Source organism: Aeromonas sp. 2HA2 (assembly GCF_029237345.1).
In the GTDB taxonomy this organism is placed as follows: Bacteria; Pseudomonadota; Gammaproteobacteria; order Enterobacterales; family Aeromonadaceae; genus Aeromonas; species Aeromonas salmonicida.
The window spans coordinates 40,078-59,103 of record NZ_JAACGB010000013.1; the positions used below are offsets into that span (position 1 = coordinate 40,078).

Consider the following 19,026-nt stretch of genomic DNA (forward strand, 5'->3'; position numbering starts at 1 on the left):
TACATGCAAATTGGCAAAATTCCGCCATTCCTCCCAATAGAGAGAATAATCATGACAGTCAGCGCGCAGAACCTGGTATGGATCGACATGGAGATGACGGGTCTGGACCCCGAAGAGAACGTGGTACTGGAGATCGCCACCATAGTCACCGACAAGGATCTGAACGTGCTGGCAGAAGGGCCTGTCATCGCCATCCACCAAAGCGATGAAGAGTTGGCCAAGATGGACGACTGGAACGTCAACACCCATACCAGGAGCGGACTGGTGGCCCGGGTCAAGGAGAGTCAGTACGACGAAGCCAGGGCCGTGGCCGAGACCCTCGATTTCATTCGCCAGTGGGTACCGGAGCGCACCAGCCCGCTGTGCGGCAACAGCATAGGCCAGGATCGCCGCTTCATGGTCAAGCACATGAGCGAACTGGAAGCCTTCTTCCATTACCGCAACGTTGACGTCAGCACCATCAAGGAGCTGGTACGTCGCTGGCAGCCCGAGCTGCTGGATCAGTTCACCAAGAGTGGCTCCCACATGGCGCTGGACGATATTCGTGAATCCATCGCCGAGCTGCGCTTCTATCGTAGTCACGTCTTCAAGATCTGATTGCCTGGCATGGGGTTGCCATCGATTGGTTGCTAAAATCGACAGTTCGGCCAGCTTTTGAGCGAACACGCGCAACCAGACGAAAAAGCCCTTGCAATTGGAAAGACTGCTCTTATAATTCGGCTCCCGTGCAGTAGCGCAAGCAACCAAATGCTGCACGATTTGTTTTGATGCCATTTTATGGTGTGTGCGGGAATAGCTCAGTTGGTAGAGCACGACCTTGCCAAGGTCGGGGTCGCGAGTTCGAGTCTCGTTTCCCGCTCCAAATTGTGATGATGAAACTGGTTCAATCCAGCCCGATGCGGGAATAGCTCAGTTGGTAGAGCACGACCTTGCCAAGGTCGGGGTCGCGAGTTCGAGTCTCGTTTCCCGCTCCAATCATCTTCACAGACCAAATAATGACAACGCTGTTGCGGGAATAGCTCAGTTGGTAGAGCACGACCTTGCCAAGGTCGGGGTCGCGAGTTCGAGTCTCGTTTCCCGCTCCAAAATGTGATGATGAAACTGGTTCAATCCAGCCCGATGCGGGAATAGCTCAGTTGGTAGAGCACGACCTTGCCAAGGTCGGGGTCGCGAGTTCGAGTCTCGTTTCCCGCTCCAATCATCTTCACCAGCACAAAACGACCATTTATGTTGCGGGAATAGCTCAGTTGGTAGAGCACGACCTTGCCAAGGTCGGGGTCGCGAGTTCGAGTCTCGTTTCCCGCTCCAATACATTTGCAATGTGACATCCTGTTGCGGGAATAGCTCAGTTGGTAGAGCACGACCTTGCCAAGGTCGGGGTCGCGAGTTCGAGTCTCGTTTCCCGCTCCAACACATTTGCAAGTGACATCCTGTTGCGGGAATAGCTCAGTTGGTAGAGCACGACCTTGCCAAGGTCGGGGTCGCGAGTTCGAGTCTCGTTTCCCGCTCCAATTTCTCTTCAAATACCCTCTCTGTACGTCATCGAGTACTGAACCAATCGCAGTCGGTAGAGCATTATCCATGCCTTGCCAAGGCTGGGGTCGCGAGTTCGAGTCTCGTTTCCCGCTCCAATTTCTCTTCGTAGTACCAGCATTCCTTTTAATCCTTCAAAAATGACTTTCGTATCGCGCTGCGATGCGTTTGTGTTCCTGCTTTTCAGCTCTACCCCTCTGTTTGCCAAGCTCGCTTAGCCTGATAGCAAGACGCTGCCCTGATCCGGGGTGAGCTGATACCCAGTGGTCGTGATGGCCTGATGGTTGAGGGGCGACAAGAGGGAAATGGCGGGCAAGCGCAGTCACAACCCGGAGAGGGTCTGGTCACAAGCGGGCGATGAACAATCGTGGAGTGGTAAACGGCAGGCAAAAAAATAGGAGGAGCAGGTCTCCTCCTACAGGCTCACTGGCGTGGCTTAGAGCAGAGTAACGTTCTCAGCCTGAGGACCTTTTTGGCCCTGAGTCACAGTGAACTGGACTTTTTGACCTTCAGCCAGGGTCTTGAAACCTGTGCTCTGGATGGAGGAGAAGTGAACGAAAACGTCCGGTCCCTGGGATTGCTCGATGAAGCCAAAACCCTTGGTTTCGTTAAACCATTTTACTTGGCCGGTGCGAATGTCAGACATGTGGTAAGTCCTATCTATAACGAAATGAAACTAAGCCTTGTTGGGCAGCATTTGCCTAGGAATCAGGGGTTGAAGCATGACTGACCACGTCAATTTGTCCCAGTAGCATGTAGAACAATCCCTGTCTAAAGCACAAACGATTGTACGTGAGAGCAGATCCTTGTCAATTTTGCGCTTTTCATTTTTTGAGCAAGCTAAAAATATTGTGAAGTCAGCGGCTTATTTCACGGTGCTGGATCAAAAAGCGGGAGGCTCATGGCCTCCCGTTTTGTCACTCCTTGAGGGCGAACCCTTGGCCCTGCCGGTCATACCGATAGATGGCCTGACCGTAGGAGCGGATCTCCACCCGCTGGATGCGGCGGTTGTCATCCACCAGAATGAACACCGACTTGCCCGATTGCAGCCGGGTCAAAGGGCGGTCCGGCCCTTCGATGGCAATCAGGCGACTGAGCTCGGCGCCTGGCAGCTCGAACTTGCGCCAGATGGAGTAGAGGGTTTCACCGGCTTGCACATCGTGCTGTAGCCAGCTGCCATCTACTTTTTCTTCGACCGGTTTGGCGGCCGAGGTGCCATTGCCAGTAGTCAGCGCTTCGGCTGGCACGGCCAGCGGTACCTCGAGCGAACCGGACGGGGCGGTTGTCGGCATGGCAGGCGCAGGTTCCCAGGCCAGCAACAGCAGCCAGATGGGCACCAGCACCAGCAGGCCTATGGTGTGTTTGCGGGGCAGCGGGTTGGCCAGCTTGAATTTGCCTGCGTTGGCCTCCTGGCCGCGTTGGCCAAGGCCACGCATCCCTTGGCCGATGCGCTGGCGCAGGGGCAGGGTAGCGGCATTGATACGATGGAGCAGGGATCCTTGTGATTCGTCTTGTCGACGCTGCTGGGCTCGTCTGTTATGGCCACGTGGGCGACGGTCCGGGGTGGGCACGGCATTTACCTCTCACTACATTGCCTGCCATCAGGCAAATTCGTTGCCTATGGTAAACGGACTCGCCCCCGAGGGGGAGAGTCCGAGAGAGGAAAATTGTCAGCTGAGACGAAATTGTCCCAGTAATTGCTGCAAACGCTCGGCGGCCTGACGCAATGCCTGACTGGCTTTGGCCGTTTCGGTCGCATCCTGAGCGATGTCGTTGGCCAGTGCGTTGGTTTTTGACAGATTGCCGGACACCGTCTCGGAGACGGAGCTCTGCTCCTCGGCGGCGGAGGCGATCTGATAGGTCATGTCGTTGATGGTAGAGATGGCCTGATAGATGCTGGCGAGCGCCTCTTCCGCCAGATCCGCCTCGCCCACCGCCTGATGGGTCAGCTGCTGGCTCTGATTGATGGCGCTGACTGCATTGGCCGAGCTGAGACGGATCTTCTCGAGCAGCTCCTGGGTGTTCTGCACCGCCTGCTGGGTGTTGCCCGCCAGTTTGCGCACCTCGTCGGCCACCACCGCAAAACCTCGGCCCTGTTCGCCAGCCCGTGCTGCCTCTATGGCGGCATTGAGCGCGAGCAGGTTGGTCTGATCGGCAATGCCCTGGATCACAGTGAGTATGTTGGTGATCTGCTCGCTGTCGTGAGCCAGCCCCTCGACCACTTCGGCTCCTTTGCCTGCTTCGGCCGCCACCTTGTGCATTGACTGGATCACCTGCTGGAAGCGTACCTTGCCTTGATCCGCCGCGCCCTGGGCCTGCTTGGCCGAGTCGGCGGTGTTGTTGGCGTGGGTGGCCACTTCCTGACTGACATAGGACATCTCCTGTACCGCGGTCAGCATCTGCTCCATCTCCGCCTGGTGATGCTGCAAGTTGGTGTCGGTCTGGCCTGCGATGCGGTCGGTATCACCGGCATGGCGGTTCACCTCGCTGGCGGTTTTCAGCACATCCCCCAGCAGCACCTGCAGTTTGTCGATGAAGCGGTTGATGCCCTTGGCTAGATCCCCCAGCTCGTCGACGGAGCGAGTGGTGAGGCGCTTGGTGAGATCCCCCTCGCCATCGGCGATATCGTCCACCAGGCTGACCATCTGACGGATGGGGCCCGTGATGCTGCGCGCTATCATCAGCATGGTGGCCAGTGCCAGCACCAGTACAACAAGGGCACCCACCAGTTGCTGGGTCATGGCAGCCCGACTCATGTCGCTTAGCTGGCTTTCCAGCTGATCGGCGCCTGCCAGTACCACCTTGTAGGGTAGGGTGACTATGATGGCCCAGTTGCGGCTCATGCCTGGTACCATGATGGGCACAGAGATACGAAACGACTCGTCCAGCTCCTGACGCTGCACTTCCGGTTTCAGATATTGCTGCCACTGGTTGCCGAGCAGCTTGTCGGCCCGGCTGCCCAGCAGGCTGGCGTCACCGCTGGTGCCCGTGATGACGCCGGCGGCGCTGACGATCAGGGTCTCGCCCTTGCCGTCATAGATGTTGCTGTTGAGGGACTGGGCCTGACGGCTGATGGAGTCCACCGCCAGATCCAGCGCAGCGATCCCCTTGAACTTGCCTGCCACCATGATGGGGGTGGTGATGGTGCTCACCAGCACCTGCTGGCCGTTGATGTCCACCTTGAAGGGGTCGATGAGGCAGGAGCGTCCCTCCCGTTTCGGGCAGGAGTAGTAGTCGTTGGCCGGGTTGCCGAATTCATCCGGATCGGTCTTTTCGATGGAAAGCAGCAGGTCTGTGCCTATCTGGTCCTTGTCACGATAGAAGTAGGGCACGAAGCGGCCCTGGCTGTCGCTACCCAGCGCGCTTTGACCGGCGAAGGTGGCATCCTGGCCGTCGAAGCCGTTCGGCTCGAAGCCGGCGAAGGCGCCATATAATTGTGGTTCGAGCGCGAGCTGTGCCTTGAGCAGGTCGGTGGCCTGCTGGCGATCCAGCGGTAGCTTGCCCTCTTGTTGCAAGGCGAGGGCACTGGCCATCTGCTGGGTATAGGAGAGGCCCTTTTGCAGCAACTGTGTGATGGTGGCGGCCTCGGCCCGTGCGTTGGCACTCACCTTTTGCCAGGCTTCTTGCTGCAGGGCGGCGCGACTGGAGCTGATGGTCAGCTGTTGGGTCTGTTGACCGGAATACTGGTTGAGCAGGATCAGTATGACCAGGGCTGCGGTCATGGCGATCCCGGCCATGACCAGAATTCGATTCTGGATAGAACGGAACTGCATCGTCTCTTCCTTGTGTCGTGAGAAGTAGTGTGAGAGTTGTTTGGATATCGGCCGGAGGAGGCAGCTCTCCAACACTCCCCATAGCAAATCGGAAATGCCGCTTCGGTTTTGCGATCCCCCTCAAATATCAGGCGGCCGGCGGCCGGGCAGCAAATTCAACCCCCTACTTTAGCCCGCAATGGCGTCATGGTTTTCCCATCCGGGATTCTGAGTGCTAAAATGCGACGGTTTTTTCTAACGAATTGGCCCAAGGCCCTCTACACAAGGCTTAAAGATGAAAGTCAAAACCCGTTTTGCTCCCAGCCCGACCGGCTTTTTGCATGTCGGCGGTGCCCGTACCGCACTCTATTCCTGGTTGTTTGCAAAGAGCCAGGGCGGTGAGTTCGTGCTGCGTATTGAGGATACCGACCTGGAACGTTCCACTCAGGAGGCGATCGACGCCATCATTGAGGGTATGGAATGGCTGGAGCTGAACTGGGATGAGGGCCCCTACTACCAGACCAAGCGTTTCGACCGCTACAACGGCATTATCGACGAGATGCTGGCCGATGGCCGTGCCTACAAGTGCTACTGCTCCCGTGAGCGACTGGATGCGCTGCGCGAAGGTCAGATGGCCAACGGCGAGAAGCCCCGCTATGACGGCAAGTGCCGTGATGCGGCTCACGATCACCCGGCCGATGCGCCGCACGTTATTCGCTTCCGCAACCCGACCGAAGGTTCAGTCGTATTCGATGACCACGTCCGTGGCCGCATCGAGTTCGCCAACACCGAGCTCGACGATCTCATCATCCGCCGTACCGATGGCGCGCCGACCTACAACTTCTGCGTGGTGGTCGATGACTGGGACATGGAGATCACCCACGTGGTGCGTGGCGAAGACCACATCAACAACACCCCGCGCCAGATCAACATCTACAAGGCGCTGAACGCGCCCGTGCCGGAGTTTGCCCACGTCTCCATGATCCTGGGCGACGACGGTGCCAAGCTCTCCAAGCGCCACGGCGCCGTCTCCGTGATGCAGTACCGCGACGACGGCTACCTGCCGGAAGCGCTGCTGAACTATCTGGTGCGTCTGGGCTGGTCCCACGGCGATCAGGAGATCTTCACGCTGGACGAGATGATCAAGCTGTTCAGCCTGGATGCCATCTCCAAGTCCGCCTCCGCATTCAACACCGACAAGCTGTTGTGGCTGAACAACCACTACATGCGCAGCCTGGATCCGGCCTATGTGGCCAAGCATCTGGCCTGGCACATGGCAAACCAGAAGATTGACACCAGCAAGGGCCCATCACTGCCAGAGGTTGTCACTCTGCTGGCCGAGCGCTGCAATACCCTGGTGGAGATGGCCGCCCAGAGCCGCTATCTGTTTGAAGAGTACGAAGCGATCGACGAAGCGGCTGCCAAGAAGCACCTGCGTGGCGTCGCTGCCGAGCCGCTGGCGCTGGCCAAGGCCAAGCTGACCGCTCTGGACACCTGGACCACCGAAGCGCTGCACGAGCTGATTGAAGCCACTGCCGCCGAGCTGGGTCAGGGCATGGGCAAGGTCGGCATGCCGCTGCGCGTGGCCGTGACCGGTCTGGGTCAGTCCCCTGGTATCGACGCGGTGATGGCGCTGGTGGGTAAAGAGCGCGTGCTGGCTCGCATCGATCGCGCGTTGGCGTATATCGAAGCGCGCATGGCCGCCGAGTAAGTCGCCTGCTGCCGCGGCTGGTGGCAGCCGGATAAATTGCCTTCCACTGACAATAAAGGGCTCCCGCAAGGGAGCCTTTGTTTTTCGCGGTTAACCAGATTTGTGACATAAAACAGCGAGATAGCGGCAAGGTTGCCGGTAAAAACAGCTAACTGCTTGAATTTTGACTAAACGCTCCAGCCGGTGTTATTTTTGGGTTGACAGAAAAGCGGGTGATGCCTATCATGCGCCTCCGTTGCCGGAGATAACTTCGTCAGCGCCGAGGTGAGTTGGGGTTATAGCTCAGCTGGGAGAGCGCTTGCATGGCATGCAAGAGGTCCGCGGTTCGATCCCGCGTAGCTCCACCAAATTCTCCTCGAACAATCTGGAATCAAAGGGGTTATAGCTCAGCTGGGAGAGCGCTTGCATGGCATGCAAGAGGTCCGCGGTTCGATCCCGCGTAGCTCCACCAGGTTCCTGATTGAAGATGAAGTACCCAGGGCAGTGCGGTGTGTATCACCCAGGCCGACCTTTGTGGGGTTATAGCTCAGCTGGGAGAGCGCTTGCATGGCATGCAAGAGGTCCGCGGTTCGATCCCGCGTAGCTCCACCACTATTTGCAACAGATGGCCGCCAGAACCATTTGTTGAGTACGAAATTCGGGGTTATAGCTCAGCTGGGAGAGCGCTTGCATGGCATGCAAGAGGTCCGCGGTTCGATCCCGCGTAGCTCCACCACTATTTACGACAGATGGCCGCCAGAACCATTTGTTGATTACAAAATTCGGGGTTATAGCTCAGCTGGGAGAGCGCTTGCATGGCATGCAAGAGGTCCGCGGTTCGATCCCGCGTAGCTCCACCAAATTCTTGTGACAAGAAGCCAAAAGGCCACCGTTATCGCGGTGGCCTTTTTGTTTTGGCTCATTTTGTGTCCGGCCGCCTCCTGCCCGTAAAAAAGCCCGCATCGCAGCGGGCTTTTGGCGTGATGGCAAAGCTGCATCAGTTGCGGCGACGACGCCAGGCCAGGGGCAGCAGGGCCAGCAACAGGGCGCTCATGGCACCACCACCACCGTTGCTCTTTTCCTTCAGCTTGAGGTCGACGATGATGGGATCATGGTCGGAGGCGCTGAACGGATTGTCGGACTTGATCATGTCACCGGTGAAGCCACGGCCATATTCGAACAGGTTGCTCTCGAACGAATTGATGTGCCAGTCGGCGACCGCGATTACCTTGCTGGCCAGTGCCGGGTTGGCGAGGGCATAGTCCAGGGTACCGAGTTCGGCTTCGTAGCTGTAGGAGATCGCCTTCTCCTTGTTGAACCTGACATTCATGTCGATCAGGCCATAGCTCTTGCTCACTTCGCTGCCGGTCTGCTCATAGACTTGTTCGCCGAGGAAGGTCCGGGAGGCCGAGACTATCTTGCGCTGACCTTCGGTCGGCACATAGTCGGTCAGCACCCGGATCGCATCTTCCCTGGCGTAGGAGTTGAGGTCACCCACCAACATGACCATACCCGGCAGCGTGTTCACCGCTTCGCCCAGTACCTTGGCGGCACTGACCCGGAACTCGGTACACTTGCCCTGCAGATCGGCCGGCTCCTTGCCATCCAGGTTCTCCAGGCAGCCGGATCCCTTGGATTTGAGGTGGTTGACCACCAGGGTCAGCGGCTCCTTGCTGCCCTCGACGGTGAAGCTCTGCACCAGGGAGTCACGCTGGGAGGCCTGTTTCTCGACTCCTTTCGCGTCCTGGTATTTCTGTACCGGCAGCGTGATGACGCTGGCATCCCCCTGCGGCGTCAGCTTGGCGGGCCGGTAGATCATGGCCACCATGATGGCGTCGCCGCCGAAGAAACGCTCGTCGCCAAGCAGCGCCTTGGGCAGGGCCACGAAGGCGTACTGTTTGTCGGCTTCCTTCTGCTGGGCGTTGAGGCTTTGCACCAGATCACTGATGGCGGAGTGGCTGTCAAAGCCGTTGTTCTCCATCTCCATCAGGCCGAGCAGATCGGCATCCATCTCCGTGATGGCGTTGACTATCTTGGCGCGCTGTTTCTGGAAGTCCTCCAGGTTTTTGGCGCCGCGGTTGCAGCCCTTGGCGCTGTCCGCATCCACCTGATCCTTGCACAGCACATTGAGGGCCCCCCCCACGCTGGAGTGGCTGGTGAAGTAGTTGAGCACGTTGAAGCTGCCGATACGCAAGTCGGTGCCATCGGCACGGGCCGGTGCGCTCTGGCGATCGTTATCGCCGGTGCGCAGCAGATCGCCGGCGGTGATCACCTGATCCTGCGGCACTATCAACCGGTACTCGTTGTAGCTGTAACCCACCAGCGCATCCAGATTGACCGGGGCATCGCCGATGCGCAGATAACCCTGCTCCGGATCCCAGCCCGGCAGCCAGGGCAGTTTGCCATCGGCGGCTTTGAAGTCAGATTCGAGGAATACCCGGTTGTTGGCATTGGCCCTGGCCAGCGCCTTGGCTTCTTTACTGTCGGCGGCATGCAGCTGGGTCGGCTTCATCAGCGGTGCCTGGTGTGACAGCACCAGGTTGTTGCGTCTGGCGGCGTAGTCATAGCTGAAGTTGCGGCTTACCTTGAGCGCGCTGTCAGCATCGAGGCGTACCCGCATCCCTTCGTGACGCTCCAGCGCCCTGGCCAGGGTCTCGTTTTCCAGTACCCGCAGCGGCACGGCGGCAGGCACAGAGCCCTGAGCGAGAACCTGCAGACGCGCGGTGCCGCTGTCAACGACCGGCTTGAGCTGGGTGTGGTTGTAGTACTCCTCGACCTTGGCCTCCAGACAGACTTCGGCACCCGGCTTGATGTCCGGGTACTTGCTGGCGAAGTTTTTGTCGTTGAGGTAGACGAAGATGCCATCCGACGTCTGGGGATTGTCATCCCCTTGCAGATCCTGCAGGTAGAAACCCTTGTTGAGGCTCTCACCAAGTGCCGTGACCACCGCCTTGACCGTGACGCTCTGGGCGCTTTCGAACTTGCCATCGGGGATGAGGGGACTCTTGCCACCAATGCCCTGAATGACGGGGATGGGGGTGAGGGCACTGTCAGCCGTGCAGCTGAAGCTGGCGGCATGGACGGACGGGGACGCGAGCGCAAGCCCCACGGCCAGCGACAGCAGGGTACGTGTTCCTTTCATAACGATTCCTTTTTTATTTTTTGCCAGTGTTTCCATAGCCTTGGCACCTTGACCAAGGGCGCGCATTGTCACATTTCTGGCACGTCATACCAGTGAGCCAACGCACATTACCGGGATGCAAATGAGGGCAGTGCTGGTTTTTTTGACCTGACTAACGTTATGAAATTAATGACAAAATCATTAATTCACTGTTCTCGGGAAAGTGTGATCTGGCTTGCATCCACATATTTTTCTTCGAGAATGAAGATTGAGACTCTGCTGGTTGATTCCTATACTCGGCTTGTTCCTCACGGAACCCAGGTAAAGGGCAAACCGGTCGAAATGCCGGGACGCAATGCCTCCGGTCTCCAGATCAGTCGATCCAGATAGCGGGGCTTCCCAGGGTGAAGGTGGTGTTTGTGGCACGTCCATTGCCAGTTGTCTGCTCCCATCACGCCGGTTGCGCTTGTTCTTTGCCCTGGTGACCAATGCCAAGACAAAACAAGGAAGATAACAATATGCAACAGACCTTAAGGCCCAGCAGACTTGCCATGCTGGTGGCCCTGGCTGCCATGCCCGCTTGGGTACAAGCCGCTTATCCCGCCTATCAGGCCGGCACCGCTTACAAGGCTGGCGATGTGGTCAGCAACGCAGGCGCTCTCTACGAATGCAAAGAATTTCCCTACTCCGGCTGGTGCGGGGCATCCCCCTATCACTATGCCCCCGGTGTGGGTGCTGTCTGGGCTGATGCCTGGAAGCTGTTCAACGACGGCGGCACGACTCCGGGCCTTGGGCTGGCAATCAGTTCGCCCGCTCTTGGTAGCGTTTTCAACGAAGGTGTACCCGTGGCCCTGGCGGTCACCCTGAGCGGCAACAGCAGCGCCCTGGTCAAGGTCGAGTATCTGATCGATGGTCAGCAGGTGGCGGTGAGCAGCGGGGCCCCCTGGTTGGCCAGCTGGGTCGCTACCGGTGTCGGCCCCCATCAACTCAAATCTCGTGGGCTGGACAAGGATGGCACTGTGCTGAGCGAGGCGGATGCCAGCTTCAGCGTCAATGCCGTGGTCGCGCCAGAGGCGCCCGGGGTGAGTATCAGCAGCCCGGCCAATGGCGCCAAGGTGACCCTGGGGCGCAGCGTGGCGGTCAGCGGCAATGTCACCGATGCCAACAATGACGTGGCCAGGGTCGAGCTCTATGTGGATGGCAAGAAAGTCGGTGAAGACGTCAGCGCCCCCTGGCAGGTGAGCTGGACGCCCCAGAGCAAGGGGGCTGCCGCCCTCAAGCTGGTGGCGACCGACAAGGAAAATCTGGTGGGCGAGTCTGCCCAGGTCGATGTGCAGGTGGAAGAGGCGGCGCTGCCGCCCACCGGTGGCAACCTCTCTTGTGACATTCGCCAGATCTATCGCCCGGACGGTTACGAGTGCATGGGGGATGACCACGCCCGCCGGGTGATCGGTTACTTCACCTCCTGGCGCACTGGCAAGAATGGCCTGCCCGCCTACCTGGTGAACGACATCCCCTGGGACAAGCTCACCCACATCAACTACGCCTTCGCGGCTGTGGACGAGCAGAGTCACCAGATCAAGGTGGATGATGCGGCCACCAAGCTGACCTGGGATGGTGTGCCGGGCGCCGAGATGGATCCCGAATTCGCCTATCAGGGCCACTTCAACCTGATCTCCAAGTACAAGAAGCAGTATCCGGACGTGAAGACCCTTATCTCGGTCGGAGGCTGGGCCGATACCCGCGGCTTCTACACCGCCACCACCAAGGGCGACTGCTCGGTCAACACAGCCAGCATCAACGCCTTTGCCGATTCGGCGGTGAGTTTCATCCGCCAGTACGGTTTCGATGGGGTGGATGTGGACTACGAGTACCCCACCTCCATGAAGGATGCGGGCAACCCCAACGACTTCCCACTCTCCAACCAGTGCCGTGCCAAGCTGTTTGCCAACTACGAGGTGCTGATGAAGACCCTACGGGCGCGGCTCGACAATGCCGGGACCGAGGATGGGCGCAAGTACATGCTGACCATAGCCTCACCGGCGTCAGCCTACCTGCTGCGCGGCATGGAGAACTTCCAGGTCACCCAGTATCTGGATTACGTCAACCTGATGACCTATGACTTCCACGGTGCCTGGAACCACTTTGTCGGTCACAACGCGGCCCTGTTCGACAACAATGCCGATCCCGAACTCTCCCACTGGGGCGTATACAATCAGGCCCAGTTTGGCGGTATCGGTTACCTCAACGCCGCCTGGTCGGCCCACTACTTCCGCGGTGCGCTGGCGGCCGGCAAGATCAACGTGGGTGTGCCCTATTACACCCGCGGCTGGCAGGGGGTGAGCGGTGGCAGTCACGGTCTGGGTGGCAAGGCGGCCCTGCCGAGCCAGAACGAGTGCCAGCCGGGCACCGGTGGCAGTACGATTCCGTGCGGCAATGGTGCGGTCGGCATCGACAACATCTGGCATGATCTGGACAAGAACGGCAAGGAGATCGGCGGTGGCGCCGTGCCCATGTGGCATGCCAAGAACCTGGAGCACGCGGCCAGCCTGGGCATCACCACGCTGCCGAGTTACGGCACGGCCTGGGGTCTGGACCCCAACAATCCGGCCCACGTGATGCAGGGCAAGTATGTGCGTTACTACGATGACAAGGCCCATGCGCCCTGGCTCTGGAACGAGGAGAAGAAGGTGTTCCTCTCCACTGAAGATGAAGAGTCCATGGGTCACAAGCTGGACTACATCATCAAGCGCGGGTTGGGTGGCGTCATGTTCTGGGAGATGGCGGGGGACTACGCCTTCGATCCGGCCAAGAACGAGTACGGCATGGGCAGCACTCTGACGACTCTTGCCTACGAGAAGTTTGCCAAGGCAACTCCGTACAACAACAAGCAGAATGATCTGGCCGCGCCGAGTGCCCAGCTCGACATCCAGGTCAGCCTCTCCGGCTTCAAGGAAGGAGACTCCAACTACCCGATCAACCCGAAACTCAAGCTGGTCAACAAGTCGACCCAGACCATTCCGGGCGGCGCTCGCATCGAGTTTCTGATGCCGACGTCCACCTCTGACACCATCACGGATCAGAGTGGCATGGGGCTGAAAGTGGCGGAGAGCGGTGGCAACGACAACTCGGAGGGCATTGCCAACGAGAAGGACTTCCACAAGGTCGCCATGAACCTGCCGAGCTGGCAGACCCTGGCGCCGGGCGCTGAAGTTGAAGTCGCCATGACCTACTACCTGCCCGCAGCCGGCGTGCCGAGCGGCATGCGTATCATCAGCGGCAGCCAGACCATAGGTCTCAAGGCTGAGTTCCCGACCCTGCCAGAGGCCGTACTGGGCTCGGGAGGTGGTGAGAACCCGGGCGGCGCCACCTGCAGCAGCCAGAACGTCAATCCGGCGGCCTACAAGGCCTACCCGACCTGGCCGCAAGGGGATCACGCAGGTGGTGGCGATCGCATCACCCATAACAAGGTGGTGTGGCAGGCGAATTGGTGGACCAGCAGCGAGCCCAAGGCGACCGATGGCAGCTGGAAGCTGGTATGCAGTTACTGATGGCGCAACGGAGCGGGCGCGGCCGACACCCCCACAGGTGAGGTAATGCCCGTATCCATGAATGACCCAATCCGGAGCCCAGGCTCCGGATTTTTTATGACGGCAGATATAAAGAGGAGGTCGCAGGCATAAAAAAGACCGCTCCGAAGAGCGGCCAATTGCCACCAAGGCAAGCGGTGGGGCGAACCCCTTGTGGTATGAAACGGGGGTGGGGAGGGCGCCCGCACCCGTTTCGCGTCATTGAGCCTTGACCTCGACCCGGGAGTGAATGGCCTGAGCCGGTGCGCTCGGCGCTTACTGCGTGACTGCCTCTCCCTCTTGCTCCTTGAGGAAGCTGATCCAGGGGGCAGCGCGACCGCTGACGTTGCCATTCTGTGCAGCCTGGGTGAAGGCACTCAGTGCCTCCTTCGGCTTTTTCTGCTCAAAATAGGCGACACCGGTCAGGAACTTGAGATCCGCCCGCTGTTCGCCACTGGCATTGGCTGCCGGTTTGGCGGCCAGGGCCACCAGATCCTGATAGCGTTTGCTCTGGATCATCATGCGCGCCATCTTTAGCTGCAGCTCGGCACTGGGGGCCATCTGGTAGGATTTGGCCAGGGTATCGATGGCCGGATCCAGCTCCTTGGCCTGATGCCAGTAGTTGGCCAGTGTCTTGTAGTTGGCTGCACTGTTCTCTATGCTCCCATCCTTCATCGCCTTCTCCATCACGCGTGCCGCGCGGTGGGGAATGCCGGCGAAGGCCAGGTAGTTGGCGAGGCGCTGCAATTCGGCCGACTCGGTCAGCATGCCGAGGTTGTAGGCCGATTCGAGCGCCGCCAGCGCCTTGGCATCGTTGCCCGCCTGCATGTGCATGGCGGAGAGCTGGGTCCAGTACTTCTTCTTCTCCGGGAACTTGTCCACCAGGGCAGTCAGCACCTCCGTGGCCGGCTTGTACTGTTTCAGCTCGTAGTGCGCTGCCATCTTGAGCAGATACCAGGACTCCGGCGCCTTGCCCGCCGACAGCTTGATGGCCTGATCCACCGCAGGGATGGCCTCTCGATACTGCTTGAGCTGCACATGTGCGTTGGCCAGGGTGATGTAGGCGTGCGGGGTCGGTTTCTCATCCTTGCCCAGACTCGCAAACCACTGGTTCATGGTGCTGATGGAACCCTTGAAGTTCCCCTCCGCCATGTAGAGCTGGGCCAGGTTGTAGCGCACCTGCTGGGCCACGGGCTGGGGCAGGCCGCCGGTGGCGATGGCCTCGGCGAAGTACTTGGTCGCCTGACCGTATTTTTCCTGCTGTGCGGCCACGAAGCCGAGGGTCTGCAGTATCACCCCCTTGTCGTAGACGCGCTCGCCGGCACCGGACAGCGCCTCCTGCAGCTTGGCATTGGCCTCGCCGTATTTCTTCTCTGTGATCAACTCCTGCGCCTTGTTGACCGCGCGATAGGCGCGATCCGACAGGGCTGGTTGCTCGGCGGCCCAGCTGGCGGTGCTGAGCAGCACCGCCATGGCAACCGGGGCGAGGATCAGGGTGTGTAACTTTTTCATCGCCACCTTCCTTAGTTGGTCGCAAACTCGATTTCTTGCTGCATGCGACTGGCTTGCGGCTTGCCGTCCACCATGGCCGGCTTGAAGGTCCATTTGGTGATGGTCTTGCGCGCGGCCTTGCCGAGGTCATAGCTGCGCGGCTCTTCCTTCACGATGCGGATATTGCTGACGGTGCCGCGTTCGGTCACGGTGAACTCCACCAGAACCTTGCCGGAGGCGAGCCCGGCCAGCGCCGCCTTGCGGGGCATCATGGGTTCGAAGGTTGCCAGTGGGATGGCACCGTTGTTGCCACCCATACCGCCACCACCGCCGCCCGTGCTGTAGGCACCGAGGGCGTTGCCGCCCCCTATGTTGACCGGGAGGTCGAGTTTGGGCATGTCCATGGGCGAGCTTTCCATCTTGGGCCTGTCCGTACTGGCCACTTCCATCTCGGGAGGGGGTGGCGGGCGTTTCGGCGGCGGCGGCTTGGGCAGCTCCCGTTGTTTCTCTTGCAGTGTCTCCTGCGGCTTGAGGCGGATGAAGTCGACCATGCTGACGTCTTCTTTTTCCTGCAGCTCGCGCCTGTCCTGGTTGACCAGCTTGTTCATGCCCCAAAAGAGGCCAAACACCACCAGGAAGGCGGCGGCAAAGGATATCAGGTATCTCATAGGTGACCCCTGGCATCAGCCGTCTTTGTTGGCGGCAATGGAGATGTTCTGTACTCCCGCCATGCGGATCTGATCCATCACCTGCACCACGACACCGGAGCGGGATTCAACATCGGCTTGAATGACTACGGCGCCTTCCGGGTTTTCCGCTCTCAGTCGTTCTATGTTGGCGCGAACTGCGCCCACTTCGACCATGCGTTTGTCGACCCAGACCTGACCGTTTTCACGGACTGCGACCATGATGTTGCCTTTTTTCACTGTCTCGGCGGTATTGGCGCTCGGGCGGTTGATCTCAACCCCGGCTTCCTTGACGAACGAGGTGGTGACGATGAAGAAGATCAGCATGATGAACACTATGTCCAGCATGGGGGTCATATCGATCGCCGCCTCGTCTGCGCTGCTTGCGCTGTGACGCTTTCTCATAGCAAAAACTCCTTGCTTGTATCGGGCGGGGAGAGACTCCCCGCCAGCTATCTGTCCCTGACTTATCCGTGTTTCAGACTGTCTTCCAGCTTGTCGACAGCGAGTCGGCCCTTGTGCTCAAGGCGACTGGCGAAGAACAAGCCCGACAGGGAGGCGACCATGCCTGCCATGGTCGGAATGGTTGCCTTGGAGATACCGGATGCCATCGCTCTGGGGGAGCCGGTGCCAGTGATGGCCAGGGTGTCAAACACCTGCACCATGCCGACCACGGTTCCCAGCAGCCCCATCAGGGGACAGAGTGCGATCAACACCTTGATGACCGGCATCCCCTTGTCCACGGCCAGCGCCACCCGGGAGACCAGCTCACGCCGGATCTGCTTGGCAGACCAGGAGAGATGATCCTGGCGTGCCTGCCAGGTTTGGTGTGTCCCTTTCGCCTGCTGCGGGTAGACAGTCAGAAAATAGATCCAACGTTCCAGCAGCAGGGCCCACATCAGCAGAGTGAGGAAGAAGATGGCAACCAGCACATCTCCTCCCATTCCCAGGAAGCGGCGAATGGACTCCGCTTCTTCTATCAACCAGAACCACATGGGAGACTCCTTACGCTGCGGCTTTGGAGGCGTGCAGGCTTTCCTGATAACGGGCGACGAAACCGGCGCTCTGCTCTTCCAGGATCTGGATCAGGCGGCGGCTCTGGGTCTGTACCAGGGTATAGAGGAACAGCATGGGCACGGCGACGACCAGACCTTGCATTGTGGTGACCAGCGCCTCTGAAATACCCCCCGCCATCAGCTTGGGATCGCCGGTACCGAACAGGGTGATGGCCTGGAAGGTGGCAATCATGCCGACCACTGTACCCAGCAGGCCCAGCAGCGGCGCCACCGAGGCGATCAGCTTGATGATGCCGACCCCTTTCTCGAGCTTGGGCACGTTGCGCAGTATGATTTCATCCAGTTTGGATTCCAGATCCTCTATGTTGTCACCGCGGTGGGTCTCATAGGCCGTCAGCATGTCAGCCAGCGGGTTGCCCTTGATCACCTTGTCGGACTTGAGCTGCTTGCGCATGGCGCCGCCGATCAGGGAGAGACGAGCACCGCAGAACAGGGCGAGCAGCACGCCGATGGCACCCAGCGCCAGGATCACATAGCCTACTGCGCCACCCTGATCGATACGCTCGCCCAGTGTCGGTGATTGCACCAGCAGAGAGAGGATCACACCCCGTGACGGGTCAATATAGATGGGTTTTAGGCCATCGCCGCCCTGTTCAAAGTCAGCGATCGGTGAGGTGATCTTGCTGTCAGGTTGACGGGAGAGCTGCTCGAACTTGCCGGTTTCCGGCACAAAGTTCAGGTACTTGCCTTCCAGAACTGTGTTGAACTCACCGATCTGGGTGACTGTCTTGTCTGCCTGGTTGCCTTCGCCATACACAACCGTTGCCGGTATATGGCTCACCTTGCCACCATCAACCATGCGGCTGAGGGTCGCGGTCCAGAAGGCTTCCAGCTCTTCGCTGGAGGGCAACTCCTTGCTCTCTGCCAATTTGGTCAGCAGTTCGGATTGCTCCGGATGCAGGATCCGCATGGGCGATGCATGGAAAATGCCCTTGAACTCACCGGCAAACTGGCGCACTACCCCGAACATCTCACCCATGTTGCCAGAACGCTGGCGCAGGGTGTCGGTCAGTTCGGTCAGCTGCTTGTCATTGGCATCGAAGGTGGCCTTGAGCTGCTCGCCCTTGGCGGTTTCGGCGGCGAGCTCGGCCTTGGCCTTGGCCAGCAACGCAGTCTGCTGGTTCTTGTCGGCCAGGAAGCGGGCTTCCCGTTCCTTGTTGAGCTGGGATTCGCTCAGGCTGGAGGCCTTGACCTGGTTCAGCAGGGCGTTAAGGTCCACCGGTTTCTCGGCGGCGGTCACCGGCAGGGTGAACAGGGTAGCTCCCGCAATCAGGGAGGCAATGGCGAGTTTGATTCCTTTCATGATGCTTTCTCCGCAGTTTGTACCGGCAGCTTGATCAGTGCGGGCGGTGCCTGCTTCTTGGCGATACGCAAGCCCTGTTCGACTGCACTGCGATACTCTTGTGGCAAGGCTTCCCACTGGCGGGTCTGCTTGTTCCAGACCCCTGTTTCCATGCCGTCCGGGGACTGGTAGAGCAGGGCGATGCGGCCCACCCGCAGGAATTCGTAGGTTTTCTCGCCGCCATCCTTGTCCAGACTGGCCTTGTAGGCCTCTATGGTGCGGCTGAAGCCCTCCTCGATCTGGTAGGCCTCCAGGATCTTGCGGTACTTCTCGGAGATGGTGACATCGGCCCGGTTCATCAGGTCGGTCAGGGCCGCCACGCGGTCCTCCCGTTCGACCTTCTGGAACGGCAGATCCAGCGATACAAACTGCTCGAGGGAGTCGATCATCTTGAGCATCAAGGGCACCACTTCGGTGCTGGTCTGATCGATCTGGGCAATCTGGCGCTGCATCGAGGCCAGCTCGCTGGCCTGGGAATCGACCATTTTGCCCACTTGTTCGTTGTAAGCGCGCAGGCTGTCCGCCTGACGCAAGGCTGCCTTGTACTGGGCCAGGGCAGACTCGGCAGATTCGGCGTAGGTGTCGATCTTCTGCTGGGAAACTTTGGATGCATTGTCGGTGGCGGCTTGAGCGTCCACTGCCTGACCGGCAGAGGCGGCACTCAGATTGAAGCTGGTCAGCAAGGCAGCGGATACCAGGCTGCCGAGGAGCGCTTTCTTCATTTTAATAGTCCTTGTCTTCATAGGATTACCCTATCTCCGTAACT

At 59.3% G+C, this 19,026-nt stretch carries 13 protein-coding genes, 12 tRNA genes and 1 riboswitch; of the genes, 15 read left to right on the forward strand and 10 right to left on the reverse strand.

Going from position 1 to position 19,026, the window contains the following annotated elements; all coding sequences use genetic code 11:
• Nucleotides 1-51: 51 nt before the first annotated feature.
• From orn to GWQ29_RS16135, 8 genes are all read left to right on the forward strand, one after another.
• A complete protein-coding gene (gene orn, locus GWQ29_RS16100; protein ID WP_111588383.1) occupies nucleotides 52-597 on the forward strand; it encodes an oligoribonuclease in 546 nt (181 codons plus the stop codon).
• A gap of 189 nt (nucleotides 598-786) precedes the next feature.
• Nucleotides 787-862: transfer RNA gene (locus GWQ29_RS16105), tRNA-Gly, on the forward strand.
• 36 nt (nucleotides 863-898) lie between these two features.
• Nucleotides 899-974 (forward strand) — tRNA-Gly (locus GWQ29_RS16110).
• Nucleotides 975-1,009: 35 nt separating this feature from the next.
• Nucleotides 1,010-1,085 (forward strand) — tRNA-Gly (locus GWQ29_RS16115).
• A 36-nt stretch (nucleotides 1,086-1,121) separates the two neighbouring features.
• Nucleotides 1,122-1,197 (forward strand) — tRNA-Gly (locus tag GWQ29_RS16120).
• 35 nt (nucleotides 1,198-1,232) lie between these two features.
• Nucleotides 1,233-1,308, forward strand: a tRNA-Gly gene (locus tag GWQ29_RS16125).
• 26 nt (nucleotides 1,309-1,334) lie between these two features.
• Nucleotides 1,335-1,410: transfer RNA gene (locus GWQ29_RS16130), tRNA-Gly, on the forward strand.
• Between the two features lie 25 nt (nucleotides 1,411-1,435).
• Nucleotides 1,436-1,511 (forward strand) — tRNA-Gly (locus tag GWQ29_RS16135).
• A 458-nt stretch (nucleotides 1,512-1,969) separates the two neighbouring features.
• Here GWQ29_RS16135 and GWQ29_RS16140 read toward each other — a convergent pair.
• The 3 genes from GWQ29_RS16140 to GWQ29_RS16150 all read right to left on the reverse strand — a co-directional run bounded on the left by GWQ29_RS16140 (nucleotide 1,970) and on the right by GWQ29_RS16150 (nucleotide 5,306).
• The gene (locus tag GWQ29_RS16140) at nucleotides 1,970-2,179 is read right to left on the reverse strand and encodes a cold-shock protein (protein ID WP_005317918.1); all 210 of its coding nucleotides are present in this window, start codon (nucleotides 2,177-2,179) and stop codon (nucleotides 1,970-1,972) included.
• Between the two features lie 271 nt (nucleotides 2,180-2,450).
• On the reverse strand, nucleotides 2,451-3,104 hold the full coding sequence (locus GWQ29_RS16145) for a LysM-like peptidoglycan-binding domain-containing protein (protein WP_275906555.1): 654 nt from the start codon (nucleotides 3,102-3,104) through the stop codon (nucleotides 2,451-2,453).
• A gap of 99 nt (nucleotides 3,105-3,203) precedes the next feature.
• A complete protein-coding gene (locus GWQ29_RS16150; RefSeq protein WP_058393668.1) occupies nucleotides 3,204-5,306 on the reverse strand; it encodes a methyl-accepting chemotaxis protein in 2,103 nt (700 codons plus the stop codon).
• 274 nt (nucleotides 5,307-5,580) lie between these two features.
• Here GWQ29_RS16150 and gltX point away from each other — a divergent pair, with 274 nt between their 5' ends.
• The 6 genes from gltX (at nucleotide 5,581) to GWQ29_RS16180 (ending at nucleotide 7,835) form a co-directional block, all read left to right on the forward strand.
• Nucleotides 5,581-6,996 (forward strand): glutamate--tRNA ligase, encoded by a 1,416-nt coding sequence (gene gltX, locus GWQ29_RS16155; protein ID WP_265420851.1) that lies wholly within the window; start codon nucleotides 5,581-5,583, stop codon nucleotides 6,994-6,996.
• 271 nt (nucleotides 6,997-7,267) lie between these two features.
• A tRNA-Ala gene (locus GWQ29_RS16160) sits at nucleotides 7,268-7,343 on the forward strand.
• 28 nt (nucleotides 7,344-7,371) lie between these two features.
• Nucleotides 7,372-7,447 (forward strand) — tRNA-Ala (locus GWQ29_RS16165).
• A 64-nt stretch (nucleotides 7,448-7,511) separates the two neighbouring features.
• A tRNA-Ala gene (locus GWQ29_RS16170) sits at nucleotides 7,512-7,587 on the forward strand.
• A gap of 48 nt (nucleotides 7,588-7,635) precedes the next feature.
• A tRNA-Ala gene (locus GWQ29_RS16175) sits at nucleotides 7,636-7,711 on the forward strand.
• A 48-nt stretch (nucleotides 7,712-7,759) separates the two neighbouring features.
• Nucleotides 7,760-7,835 (forward strand) — tRNA-Ala (locus GWQ29_RS16180).
• A 137-nt stretch (nucleotides 7,836-7,972) separates the two neighbouring features.
• On the opposite strand, the gene GWQ29_RS16185 is transcribed toward GWQ29_RS16180, so the two are convergent.
• Nucleotides 7,973-10,117, reverse strand: a complete 2,145-nt coding sequence (locus GWQ29_RS16185) for an ExeM/NucH family extracellular endonuclease (RefSeq protein ID WP_275919841.1) — start codon at nucleotides 10,115-10,117, stop codon at nucleotides 7,973-7,975.
• Between the two features lie 296 nt (nucleotides 10,118-10,413).
• Nucleotides 10,414-10,499: riboswitch (cyclic di-GMP riboswitch) on the forward strand.
• 148 nt (nucleotides 10,500-10,647) lie between these two features.
• Here GWQ29_RS16185 and GWQ29_RS16190 point away from each other — a divergent pair.
• Nucleotides 10,648-13,647, forward strand: a complete 3,000-nt coding sequence (locus GWQ29_RS16190) for a glycosyl hydrolase family 18 protein (protein ID WP_275919875.1) — start codon at nucleotides 10,648-10,650, stop codon at nucleotides 13,645-13,647.
• Between the two features lie 294 nt (nucleotides 13,648-13,941).
• Here the strand turns inward: GWQ29_RS16190 and GWQ29_RS16195 are convergent, their stop codons facing one another.
• The 6 genes from GWQ29_RS16195 to GWQ29_RS16220 all read right to left on the reverse strand — a co-directional run bounded on the left by GWQ29_RS16195 (nucleotide 13,942) and on the right by GWQ29_RS16220 (nucleotide 18,982).
• Nucleotides 13,942-15,177, reverse strand: coding sequence for a tetratricopeptide repeat protein (locus tag GWQ29_RS16195; protein WP_275919842.1), 1,236 nt, complete (start codon nucleotides 15,175-15,177; stop codon nucleotides 13,942-13,944).
• Nucleotides 15,178-15,188: 11 nt separating this feature from the next.
• A complete protein-coding gene (locus GWQ29_RS16200) occupies nucleotides 15,189-15,824 on the reverse strand; it encodes an energy transducer TonB (RefSeq protein WP_021139803.1) in 636 nt (211 codons plus the stop codon).
• 15 nt (nucleotides 15,825-15,839) lie between these two features.
• Nucleotides 15,840-16,247 (reverse strand): biopolymer transporter ExbD, encoded by a 408-nt coding sequence (locus GWQ29_RS16205; RefSeq protein WP_021139802.1) that lies wholly within the window; start codon nucleotides 16,245-16,247, stop codon nucleotides 15,840-15,842.
• A 62-nt stretch (nucleotides 16,248-16,309) separates the two neighbouring features.
• The gene (locus GWQ29_RS16210) at nucleotides 16,310-16,837 is read right to left on the reverse strand and encodes a MotA/TolQ/ExbB proton channel family protein (RefSeq protein ID WP_021139801.1); all 528 of its coding nucleotides are present in this window, start codon (nucleotides 16,835-16,837) and stop codon (nucleotides 16,310-16,312) included.
• Between the two features lie 10 nt (nucleotides 16,838-16,847).
• Nucleotides 16,848-18,221 carry a MotA/TolQ/ExbB proton channel family protein gene (locus tag GWQ29_RS16215; RefSeq protein ID WP_159167081.1) on the reverse strand — a complete coding sequence of 458 codons (1,374 nt, stop codon included), beginning with the start codon at nucleotides 18,219-18,221 and terminating at the stop codon, nucleotides 16,848-16,850.
• Nucleotides 18,218-18,982, reverse strand: a complete 765-nt coding sequence (locus GWQ29_RS16220; RefSeq protein ID WP_111588389.1) for a DUF3450 domain-containing protein — start codon at nucleotides 18,980-18,982, stop codon at nucleotides 18,218-18,220. Before GWQ29_RS16220 ends, GWQ29_RS16215 begins: the two co-directional genes overlap by 4 nt.
• Nucleotides 18,983-19,026: the final 44 nt, after the last annotated feature.